This window comes from Paenibacillus sp. B46(2026) (genome assembly GCF_056786355.1).
Genome location: NZ_CM165907.1, coordinates 1256012 through 1268198 on the forward strand (window position 1 = coordinate 1256012; position 12187 = coordinate 1268198).

Genomic DNA, 12187 nt, shown 5'->3' on the forward strand with positions numbered 1-12187 from the left:
CATTTAAACCACAGACTTGATGTCCGCTAATGTATCGATTAATATGATAATACCATGTCCGCTAATATAAGTCAAGATTTGGAGGTATTTTCTAATGAATCAGTCATCAGTGATATCGGTGCAGCGGAAACCGACGATAGAGGAATTCATATATGTGCTTGCCAATGAGGGAGATTTACATCCCAAAACCGTGAAGGAATACGCAAGTGATCTGAAGCATTTTATCGAATGGTATAAGGAAAGCGCCAAGCTCGGCGAAGAATTCACACTGCGAATTGAAGACGTGAGCACATCCACTTTAGTCAATTATCGTGAAGATGCACACAAAGTTATGCTTTTGAAGCCGGCTACCATTAACCGGAGATTGATTACGTTGAAGCGTTTTTTCAAATGGGCTGTCTTGGAAGCCGGGCTCAGCAATGATCCTTCCAAGGCATTGAAATTCATTCCGGAAGACAAAGTCAGTCCACGCCGAATGACAGTCGAAGAAGAACAAGCATTCATCTCCGCGGTGGAGTGCGGCAACTCCCTTCGAGATCAGACCATTCTTACCCTTATGTTTCACACAGGCTTGCGCACGATGGAGGTATGCAACCTCACGCCTTATGATATCGAGCTTGGTAGACGGAGTGGTCACCTGACAGTAAGAGCTGACAAGCGCAATGGACAGCGAAAAATCCCTTTGAATGTGCAGTGTATTGTAATATTAAGTCAGTACTTATCCGTTCTCGCTACCGATAGTTCTTACCTGTTTCCCTCAGAGAAGACCAATGATCGTTTAACGGAGAGAGCACTGCGCCACCTTATTAAAAAAGTCATGATTGCAGCAGGGCTGGAAGGGCTGAGTTCACATGACCTGCGCCATCGTTTTGGTTACGCCATGGCAGAGCATACGCCGCTGCACCTTCTGGCGGAAATGATGGGACACACCAATCCAGATACGACAATGATTTATGTTAAAGCCTTAAGTGCGAATCATCATTGAAACCAGAATGAAGGATCGAAATTTTAGTTAGAAACAAAACTCCTCTTATTTAGAAGTACTTCGAAATTTACCGTGTTTGTATTACTTTAACCTACCCTTAGCATTCATATACTATCCTTAACATGTCACAGAGGCACTGCCCGTCAGGGTTGCCTTACCTCTAATGAAGAAAGCGGTTACATATTCCCGATAATATTGTATATTATGATGGCAACCCTGGAACGTATCAACATGAGCATTTTGTATAAATCCCGTGAGCGATGAATATCAAATGATGCAAAAAGCTAAGATCTATATTATTAATCGGGTGTAGGGCCCGTCATATAAAAGGGAGGAATCCGCACGTGTACCGGGTACTGCTGGTGGATGATGAAGAAGATGTGCGCGAAGGGTTAGTGGTGGAGGTCGATTGGGAAGCACTCGATCTGCGGATTGTCGGGTTGGCTGAAAATGGCCGGGAAGCATTGGAGATGGCGGAGCGGGTAGAGCCGGACATTGTGGTGACCGATATCAGCATGCCGTTCATGAATGGTCTGGAACTCGCACAAAGATTGCGGAAGCGAAACCCGCTCGTGAAGGTGGTCATTTTGACCGGATATGATGAATTTGATTATGCGAGGCAGGCCATTTCGCTAAGTGTGGATGAATATCTGCTGAAGCCGTTCTCGGCAGGACATCTCACTGAATTGCTGACAAGACTGCGCGCCCAGATGGCAGCTGAAGTAGCCGAGCGTGAAGATGTACAGCAACTGCGAGAGCACTACCATACCAGTTTACCTTTATTACAGGCAGATCTGATGGCGACCTTGCTCCATCGACAAAAATCCTCGACATATATTCATAGTAAAGCCAAACAATGCGGATTGGATCTGACAGGAGAACGTTATGGCGTATCTGTATTGACACTGCACATGGACGAAGATGCTGAACTGAAACGGTTTGCTGCACTTAACATTGCGGCAGAAGTCTGGGCGGAACACGGGGCTGGTCATGCATTTATGCATCAGGAGACGATCGTCCTGCTCTATGTGGATCGGTGGGGCGGTACAGATGGAGCTAAGCGACAACAGAAGGCATTGGAAAATGTCATGCGAAGCATCAACCACTATTTGCGCATCCCGGCGACGGTGGGATCTGGGCAGATCGTGAATACACTTGCGGATGTGAATCATGCCTATGAAGATGCCATGCTGGCACTGGATTACCGTCTTGTGCCCGGAACGGATTCAATTATATATATTGCGGATGTGGAGCGTCAGACGGCTGGCAAGCTGCGGTTTGACGAGTTGAAGCAGCAGACGCTGACACGTTGTCTGAAAGCGGGTACGCAGGCGGAGCTGGAGGAAGGGTTAGAGATCATTTTCCGGGAAATTACGGTTGAACATAGTCGTAGTGATATTCAACTGTATCTGATTGAAGTGTTAACCACGGTATGGAAGGCAGCGCAGGCATCAGGAGAAGAGATGGAAGACATCTTCGGTGCAGGGTTCCAGTTATATGCGGATCTGTTCCGACTGCCGGGACTTACTGAGGCACAGAAGAAGGTGCGGGAGGTCTGTCTGCTTGTACAACACCGCATTGCGAGCGGACGCCAGCATGTATATAAGGATATTGTCGAGCAGGCGTTAGTCTTCACGAAAGAGCATTATGCTGACCCGGACCTGTCCATTCAGAAAGTGTGCGGACATCTGCACATCAGCTCTGGATATTTTTGTGGCATTTTCAAAAAAGAAGTACAGCTTACCTTCCTGCAGTACCTGATGCAGATCCGAATGGAGGCAGCGCGTGAACTGCTTCGCTCGACAGAGCTGAAGTCGTTTCAGATTGCGGAGCAGGTTGGCTTCGCCGAACCGAATTACTTCAGTTTTTGTTTCAAAAAACATATTGGTGTCTCGCCGAAAGAATATCGTAAACAGGCTTCTCTGGCAGCAAGTGAAGGTTCGATCCGATGAGATCATTTGTCAGATGGGTGAAGTCCATGGGATTTCAATTACACTCTCGTCTGCGTTCATCCAGAGTCAGCAGTATCCGGTTTATTATCACGTGGTCCTTCTCCGTCTTCATCGTTCTGGTGCTGACCATCATGGCGATGCTTCTGCATGACAAGTTCACGCAGGCTGCCGAGCGAAGTGCGGAACTGACGACGAGACAGATTGTGGATCAGGTTAGCTATAACCTGGAGGATTACGTCCGCAGTATGTCGCATCTGTACCGTGCCATTGAGGAACACATGCTTCGTGACGGGACATGGGAAGGGGAACAGGTAGATAAACAGCTCGACACACTGCTCAGCAGTCGTGAGGATATCATCTCCATAACGCTGCTTGATTCCAAGGGGCAGTTGCTGAAGAACAGACCTACAGCTGAATTAAAAACCAGTGCTCATGTGACACAGCAAGGGTGGTTTCAGTCTGCGCTCCGCGTGCCAGATCATCTTAGTTTCTCGCTACCTCATATTCAGAACATGTACACAGGCCCATACAAATGGGTCGTTTCCATGAGCAAAGGCATAACCATACGGCAAAATGGTCAGGACCGACAGGTCATCCTGCTGGTCGATATCAATTTCAAACAGATGGATGAACTGAGCCGCCGGGTCAGTCTGGGACAACGGGGATATGTCTATATCATCGATGAGAGCGCAGGCAATATTGTGTACCATCCGCAGCAACAATTGATGTATATGGGGCTCAAAAGTGAGAATATCGAACAGGCTTTGGTGGCTACCGGCAGTTATGAAGATGAGGCAGATGGGCAGAAAAGGCTGAATACCGTGAAGTCCGTTGCCAATATCGGGTGGAAAATCGTTGGTGTCGCCTATCTGGATGAGATTATGACCACCCGTCAGGAAGTGAACGGATATCTCATTCGTGTACTGGTCGTTGTACTCGTGTTGGTTATTCTCGTGTCCCTGTTCCTATCCTCCAGTTTGACTCGCCCAATCCGGCGAATGGAACGCAAGATGAAGGCCGTGGAGCGTGGGGATTTCAACGTGGAGTTGCCTATTGAAGGGCCGCTGGAGGTGGAACGTCTATCCCGTCGCTTTAATCTGATGGTCAATAAAATCCGAACCCTGATGGATGAGATCATCCATGAACAGGAGCAGAAGCGACGTCTGGAGCTGGAGGCTTTACAGGCTCAGATTAATCCACATTTCCTATACAACACTCTGAATTCTGTGGTGCGCATGGTGGGCATGAGCCGCAATGAAGAAGTGATTACGATGATCACGTCACTCTCGCGCCTGTTCCGCATCAGTCTGAGTCAAGGCAAAACAATCATAACGATCAGGGAAGAGCTGGAGCATGCGCAGCATTATTTGACGATTCAGCAGATGAGGTTCAAGCGCAAATTCAACTTTACGATTAAGGCCGATGATACGCTTCTGGATTGCCTGACATTGAAGCTGGTGCTTCAACCCCTGATTGAGAACGCCATTGTTCACGGCATCGAGTACCACATGGACGAGGGATGTATCGAGGTCGATGTATATCGGGAGGAAAACAAGTTGGTGTTTCGCATTACAGATAATGGTGTTGGCATGACGGAAGAGCAGATGTCGGGATTATTGAGTGGCAGTCCGGTTGTCAAAAGCGGTGCAGGATCAGGTGTAGCTGTGCGCAACGTACATGATCGAATTCGGCTCTATTACGGGGAGGCATACGGTCTTGAGTTTGCAAGTGAGCTGGAAGAAGGCACCACGGTCTGGATGCGGATTCCCATTCAATTGCAGCAGAAGGAGGGCGAGCCTGATGACGGGCAACCAAGTGAATAGGAACGATGCCGATAGCGTTGAAGGGTTGAACATCCATGCGTTTTTGAAAAAGTTTGGTGCGAGCTTCTCTGGAATTCAGAAACGTCGATTTTTAACCCTGACAGCCGCAAGCTGCTGTCTGCTACTATGCACGGCCTGCGGCCTATCGAGTCCCGATGCCCGTACATTACCGCCACGTATCGCGCTAATTACGCCAGCTGGTACAGGGGAACTTGCGGAAGCCATCCGGCTTGGTGCTGAAGCTGCTGCCAAAGAGAGCGGGGCAGAATTGATGACCGTGGAAGCATATCCTTCTGACGGTAATGCGTACACGCCCTCCATTTCGGACTCCGTTGGCAGTCAGATACAGCTTAAACAGGCTAATGCAGACCGCCGAACGTTGTCTCGCATTGCGCGGGAGCAGGCTCAGGTGGAAGCCGCTGCCTTGGCTCTCAAGCAGGGAGCATCAGCTCTATTAGTCGATCCCCTGAGCGAGAAGGCGCTTAGCGACATTATTCAGGAGGCGCAGGCAACGAATTCCGATGGAGCCATCGTTCCCGTCATTGTGCTTAACGATGAATTTCCCGTGAAAGGCATCACCAGCGTCATCTCCATGGATAATGTGGAGGCTGGACGTCAAGCAGGGCAGGCCATGGCGGAGCTGTTGGAAGGACGAGGGCATGTGGCTTTATTGGGTCCAGATCCTCTTAATTCCGGTCTGATTCACAGAGAGCAGGGCGTTATGGAAATCCTGGAACGGTATCCTGACATCCAAGTGGAACCCAAATCGGTATGCAATACCCGGGACGGGTGTTGGCAGGCGGCGAAGCAGCTGCTGGACCAACAGCAGGTAGATGGCTTCATTGCCCTTCAAGAACCGGCTTCTCTGGGAGCAGCCGATGAACTGAATCGACGCAAGTCTGGGGATAAGGTAAAGATTGTTGGATTCGGCAGTGAACAACAGCAATTGGAGCAGCTGCAGGAAGGGGTCTTTGAGCATCTCATCGTCCAGAATGGATACAGTGCAGGTTATCTGGGATTGAATCAAGCCGTTGCGCGGCTGAACAATGAACAGGTGCAGGCGAGAGTGCTACTTGAGACGAAGCTGGTTAGTACAGACAATATGTTCTGGATGGATAACCAGAAGCTGTTGTTTCCTTTTGTACAATGATCGAATGCTGAATGATGAAATGAAGCCATTTCTTAACTTGAGGAAGATTTCGATAGAACAGGTGAAGATATTGTATTCGAATTTAATGTAAACCCTTTCATAATAAAGACATCGGTGAAGCCGAATGAACTTGGGGGAGGTCATTAGGATATGAAGAAAACGTGGATGACACTGTTGATTACGGCATGTATGGTTGTGGCGGCGGGTTGTAGCAGCGGCGGAGACAGTGCAGGTGGAAGTACGGGAACAGATCCAGGAGGTCAGACAGCAGCCGGGACGGAAACACCGAAGATTGGTGTCGCTATCTACAAATTCGATGATACGTTCATGACGGGTGTACGTAATGCGATGAACGCAGCAGCGGAAGGTATTGCGACCCTGGATATCGTGGATAGTCAGAATGCGCAGCCGACCCAGAATGAGAAAGTCGATCTGTTTGTATCCAAGAAATATAATGCAATGGCTGTGAATCCGGTAGACCGCACCGCGGCAGGCGTCATCATTGACAAGGCCAAGGCAGCGAACATTCCAGTCGTGTTTCTCAACCGTGAGCCGGTAGCGGAAGACATGAACAAGTGGGATAAAGTGTACTATGTAGGAGCGAAAGCGGAAGAGTCTGGTACGATCTCCGGACAGCTGATTGTGGATTACTGGAAAGCACATCCGGAAGCAGACAAAAACGGGGATGGCAAACTGCAATACGTCATGCTGAAAGGGGAACCGGGCCACCAGGATGCAGAGCTTCGAACCAAATATTCGGTTCAGGCGATCCAGGATGCCGGTATCGAAGTGGAAGCACTGGCGGAAGACACGGCGATGTGGGACCGCGTGAAAGGTCAGGAGAAAATGCAGGCGTTCCTGGCTTCCCATGGCGACAAGATCGAAGCCGTTCTCGCGAACAATGATGACATGGCGCTTGGAGCCATTGAGGCATTGAAAGCAGCCGGATACTTCAAGGATGGAAAATCCATGCCGGTGGTAGGTGTAGATGCAACAGCTCCTGCCATTCAGGCTCTACAGGATGGTACGATGCTGGGCACGGTACTCAATGATGCCAAGAATCAGGGGGCAGCCACGGTGGCACTGGCGTCCGTACTTGCTAAGGGCGAGACCCCAACGAAGGAAAATACCAAATACGACATTACAGATGGGAAATACGTCTGGATTGCATACAAAAAAATTACAAAAGACAACATCGCCGACGCCCAATAACAGCACGAGACAGGGACGTCCGTCATTCGGGTAGCGTCCCTTTTTTGCCGGTCATATGGAAGGGGAGGATACAAGATGGAATCACCTTACCTGCTGGAGATGAATGGAGTTTCCAAAGCATTTCCGGGTGTGCAGGCACTAAGTCAAGTGACCTTGAAGGTGAAGCGGGGAACGGTTCACGCCTTGATGGGAGAGAATGGAGCCGGGAAATCTACACTTATGAAATGTCTGTTCGGCATGTATCGCCCGGATGAAGGAACGATACGCATCGAAGGAAAGGATGTGGATATTCCGAATTCCAAAGCGGCACTTCAACAAGGGATATCCATGATTCATCAGGAGCTGAATCCGGTCCCGCATCGTCCGGTGATGGAGAATATCTGGCTGGGTCGTTTTCCGATGAGGGGATTACTGGTGGACGAGAAACGGATGTATACCGATACACTGGCCCTGTTCAAGGACTTGAACCTGGATATTGATCCAAAGGCTCAAGCTGGAACATTGTCTGTATCCAAGATTCAATCGATGGAAATCGCCAAGGCGGTCTCTTTTCAATCCAAAGTCATCGTCATGGATGAGCCAACTTCTTCCCTGACAGGCAAGGAAGTAGACCAGCTCTTCGCCATTATTAATGAACTACGCAGTCGCGGCGTGTCCATTATCTACATTTCCCACAAGATGGAGGAGATCCTGACGATCTCGGATGAAGTCACGATCATGCGTGATGGCTTCGTTGTTGGTACATGGGACGCCGCGGATTTAACAACAGATCTGATCATCACTCGCATGGTGGGTCGTGACATGGACGAACGATTCCCGGAACGGACGAACGTACCCGGTGAAGTCATACTGAAGGCGGAGGGTCTGACATCGAATCAGTCGAAATCGTTTCGGGATGTATCCTTTGAGCTGCGAAAAGGTGAAGTGCTCGGCATTGGCGGCCTGGTTGGAGCACAGCGGACAGAATTGATGGAGTCTTTGTTCGGACTGCGCGGTCTCGCTTCAGGTCAGATTTCGATCCATGGACGCAAAGTAAAGATTAATTCTCCCGCTGCCGCAAAGCGTTACAACATTGCGTTGCTCACGGAAGAACGAAGGGTGACAGGGATATTCCCTGTGTTGTCAGTGTATGAGAATACCATTATCGCAAGTCTTGGCCGTTACAAAAATCGCATAGGTTTGTTGAATGAGAAAAAGGGCCGCGAGGAAGCAAGGGAGCAGACACAGAAGTTTAGAACCAAAACGCCTTCGGTTAACACGCTAATTCGAAACCTGTCTGGTGGTAATCAACAGAAAGTTCTACTGGCCCGCTGGTTGCTGACCGACCCGGAGATTCTGCTGCTGGATGAACCGACGCGTGGAATCGATGTAGGGGCCAAGTTCGAGATTTACACCATTATTACGGAACTGGCTCGTCAGGGCAAAAGCATTATCATGATTAGCTCAGAGATGCCTGAACTTCTGGGCATGTCGGATCGCATCATGGTGATGAGCGAAGGGCGTCTCACCGGAATCGTGGACGGAGCCGAGGCAACCGAGCAGGATATTATGAGGCTGGCCGCGCAGCAGCGGATGGCTTAGTCAGGAGGGAAACAGATGAACACACAGATGATCAATCAAGTGAAACAATATGTAACACAGCGCGCCATCTTTATCGTACTGATTCTGCTCATCATTGGCATTGCCATTGCTGATCCGAACTTTCTTGCTTTTTCCACACTACGGGATATCTTACAGCAGTCCTCCACAAGAGCCATTATTGCACTGGGTGCAGCCTTTATCCTGGTAACAGGAGGGGTCGATCTCTCCGCTGGTCGGGTTGTCGGGCTGACGGCTGTTGTATCGGCATCCATGCTGCAGATTGACGAGTATGCGAACCGCTTCTTCCCCGATCTGCCACATATGCCAGTGTTATTACCGATTCTGGTTGGAATCACAGTTGGCCTGTTCGTGGGACTGGTGAATGGACTCATTGTCGCCAAATTACATGTGCCTCCTTTTATCGCAACGCTGGGTACGATGGTTGCCGTGTATGGTCTAAACTCCATTTATTTTGATACGGAACCCAATCAGTCGCAGCCCATTGGAGGATTGAGACCCGACTTCACCGTCATTGGTTCTGGATACATTGATCTGGGCGGTGGATATTCCATTCCGTATATCGTCCTGATTGCTATTGCGGTGGCGTTAATCTGCTGGGTGATCTTTAATAAAACTCGTCTCGGCAAAAACATGTACGCGATTGGTGGCAACATTCAGGCAGCGCATGTATCCGGAATTCATGTAGCACGTAATCTGGTTGCCCTGTATGCCATTGCGGGTGCTTTGTATGGTCTGGGCGGTGTGCTTGAAGCAGCTCGGACAGGTGGAGCTACGAACAATTACGGTAACATGTATGAGTTGGATGCCATAGCCGCATGTGTGGTAGGAGGTGTCTCAACGGCTGGTGGTATTGGAACGGTGCCTGGTGTTATGGCAGGGGTATTGATCTTCGGGGTCATTAACTATGGTCTAACGTTTATCGGTGTGAGTCCATACTGGCAGTTGATTATCAAAGGATTGATCATTGTTGCTGCTGTGGCTTTTGACATCCGTAAGTATATGGCGAAGAAATAAGATCAACTTGAAAGGTTACACCGTTGTACTCCGAGTGCAGTACCATCTTCCGATCGCCCTTATCCCCTGATTTTCTTGATTCCCTATATTATAGGGGAAAATCCGGTGATAAATGCGAACGCTATCGCTTCTTCAGATTGGTTCTGCACTCTACGTTATGGTGTAAAAAATCCATTCATCTTATATGGAAGAGTAGCAAAGAAGCCAGCCCTCGGGATATAGAGAGCTGGCTTTAAGCGTTATGCATTTACAAACCAATCTACAACAGTAATTATAGGGCCAATAATACAAAATACCAGCATAAATGCGGCCACATTACGGGCAACACCTGTGCCAAAATGCGCACGATATTTTTTGGCAATCAAGAAGGTTGGAATCCAGAAGATGGCTGCTACTACAAAAGGAATGTGAAGTCCTTGAGTTCCGTTGCTATAAATAGGCATGTTTATTAAGTTAAAAAGGTAATGACTGATCATAAAATTTGCTTTGCCCCATGGGAAGTTAAAGGCAAGGCCCATCGTCAGTACGAGCAGAGAGAGCGTTCCGAAGCCCAGCGGTTTTCGTTGTGTTGTCATGTGACATCCTCCCTAACCAAGAATGTATCCTAAATTAATCCATTAATGTATTCTACCACAATAATGATCCATGCGTAGAGGAATTGTTTCACTTTTGTCGATTACAATTACATCATATGTCCTATTGCCTTCATAATTTATACATTCGTGCGAATTTGACGAGCCTCCACTAATCGACAACATCAGCTAATCATAATCGATATAATACATGTACATAAGTTGTTAGATGTGAGTTTTATGTCAAAGGGGGCGAGGCTATTTGCTAAGTTACACGATGAAAATGGTGATATTCCCGCTGGGTTGTCTGCTTGTCATTCTGTCCTCTTATGTTCTAAGGCTTACCCCTAATCTGGCATTATTGTTGATTTCGGGTGCCCTGTTGGTTGCAAGTATCTATGGGGAGAAAAGATATCCTGTGCTGCGGAAGTTTCAGTGGATTTTTCTCGGGATATTCCATTATTTCAGTGAACTGAACTGGTGCAACATGCTGTATTATCTGCTCATTATTTCAATGATCCAGGACAAACAACGGTTGGCGCAGACCTTGCCGATTTCGTTGCTGCTTATGCTGCAATATACGGTGATTCGGCTTTCGTATGTGCCTGTAGATACATATGCTTTGCTGGTTTCGTTATTTGACCTGTTAACCTCGGTTGTTATCATTTTTTTGTATCATACCTTAATCAACAGTGAGGTCGAGAAGCGCAGGCTTCGGGAAAAAAATCGGTTCCTGACCCTGCATGATCCGCTTACCGGACTGTTGAATTACGAAGGTTACATGGAGGTGTTACATAAGACAGTAGAAGAGCAACGGTCTTTTTTGCTTGTCCTTTTGAACGTCAATAACTTTAGCGGCTTTAAAAAAGATTCAGAAGATCCTTGGTGTACCGTAATTACAGGTACAGGTCAGATGATCAGCAATCATTTCACTGAGGCCTATGGCATATCCCGGTATGCAGGAGACCGATTTGCGGTCGTTTTGCCGGAGATACAGGATGTGGAAGAACGAATGTCGTCACTGCTATCCGTTCAGCTTCAAGGACTCCAGGTAAGCTACAGCATCTCTCTGTACCCGGAAATGTCGGATTCGTTGCAGCACTTTATGACGGTTGCCGAGGATAGGCTGCTTCAACAACAGCGCAGCAAATGGCTGAAAAATGAAGAAGAAGTATTTCGTTCCGAAAGACTAAGGGCCGTGGGTGAACTGGCCGCAGGTATGGCTCACGAAATTCGGAACCCGCTTACCGCCATTCGGGGATTCCTGCAGCTGTCACGTGGACAAGCGTTCAATATCGCTCCATGGTATGAAGTGATTATGGGTGAGGTGACGAGAGTGACCGATCTGACGGCTGAATTTTTGCAGTTTTCCAAACCACATGCCAATCACATGAAGCCCGAAAAGCTTGGACACTGCCTTGAGCGGGTCATGTCTTTGACCGAGTCAGATGCGGCATCCCGAGGGCATCGAATTACGCTTGAAATGACTAGTGAGCCAGTCGTGGTCAACATGGATCGGGATAAGATCGTGCAGGTATTGATCAATCTGATTCGTAACGCTTTTGAAGCGATGACGGACCCTGGTGAGGTTCATATGGATCTGTTGCAAGATGGGGACGCAGTACTCATCTCGATTACAGACACGGGAAGTGGCATTCCGGAAAATTCATTTTCCACGATCTTTAATCCATTTTATACGACCAAAGAAGAAGGTACGGGACTGGGACTGGCTCTCTGCCAGAAGATCGCCCAAGATCACAACGGTAAAATTACGGTCCATAGTGAACTGGGGGTTGGTTCTACTTTCACACTTCATCTGCCAATGGAGGCGTAACTCGTATAACAGACCCAGAAACAGCAACAACCAACAAAAGAAA

General features: G+C 48.4%; 9 protein-coding genes. 8 read left to right on the forward strand and 1 reads right to left on the reverse strand.

Annotated elements, in window-relative coordinates; all coding sequences use genetic code 11:
• Positions 1-94: 94 nt before the first annotated feature.
• From AC1S8V_RS05655 to mglC, 7 genes are all read left to right on the forward strand, one after another.
• A complete protein-coding gene (locus AC1S8V_RS05655) occupies positions 95-985 on the forward strand; it encodes a tyrosine-type recombinase/integrase (RefSeq protein WP_482072793.1) in 891 nt (296 codons plus the stop codon).
• A gap of 344 nt (positions 986-1329) precedes the next feature.
• Complete coding sequence (locus tag AC1S8V_RS05660) at positions 1330-2937, forward strand: response regulator (protein ID WP_482072794.1); 1608 nt, start codon at positions 1330-1332, stop codon at positions 2935-2937.
• A 26-nt stretch (positions 2938-2963) separates the two neighbouring features.
• A complete protein-coding gene (locus tag AC1S8V_RS05665; RefSeq protein WP_482072795.1) occupies positions 2964-4760 on the forward strand; it encodes a histidine kinase in 1797 nt (598 codons plus the stop codon).
• Complete coding sequence (locus tag AC1S8V_RS05670) at positions 4738-5910, forward strand: substrate-binding domain-containing protein (RefSeq protein ID WP_482072796.1); 1173 nt, start codon at positions 4738-4740, stop codon at positions 5908-5910. The genes AC1S8V_RS05665 and AC1S8V_RS05670 overlap by 23 nt, the downstream gene beginning before the upstream one ends.
• Positions 5911-6060: 150 nt before the next feature.
• Positions 6061-7122, forward strand: a complete 1062-nt coding sequence (locus AC1S8V_RS05675; RefSeq protein ID WP_482072797.1) for a galactose ABC transporter substrate-binding protein — start codon at positions 6061-6063, stop codon at positions 7120-7122.
• Positions 7123-7197: 75 nt separating this feature from the next.
• The gene (locus tag AC1S8V_RS05680) at positions 7198-8703 is read left to right on the forward strand and encodes a sugar ABC transporter ATP-binding protein (RefSeq protein ID WP_482072798.1); all 1506 of its coding nucleotides are present in this window, start codon (positions 7198-7200) and stop codon (positions 8701-8703) included.
• Positions 8704-8718: 15 nt separating this feature from the next.
• Entirely contained in the window at positions 8719-9738 is a 1020-nt protein-coding gene (gene mglC, locus AC1S8V_RS05685) for a galactose/methyl galactoside ABC transporter permease MglC (RefSeq protein ID WP_482072799.1), read from the forward strand.
• Between the two features lie 239 nt (positions 9739-9977).
• Here mglC and AC1S8V_RS05690 read toward each other — a convergent pair whose 3' ends face one another.
• Positions 9978-10313, reverse strand: coding sequence for a hypothetical protein (locus tag AC1S8V_RS05690; protein WP_482072800.1), 336 nt, complete (start codon positions 10311-10313; stop codon positions 9978-9980).
• A 259-nt stretch (positions 10314-10572) separates the two neighbouring features.
• Here AC1S8V_RS05690 and AC1S8V_RS05695 point away from each other — a divergent pair, with 259 nt between their 5' ends.
• On the forward strand, positions 10573-12144 hold the full coding sequence (locus AC1S8V_RS05695; RefSeq protein WP_482072801.1) for an ATP-binding protein: 1572 nt from the start codon (positions 10573-10575) through the stop codon (positions 12142-12144).
• Positions 12145-12187 lie beyond the last annotated feature (43 nt).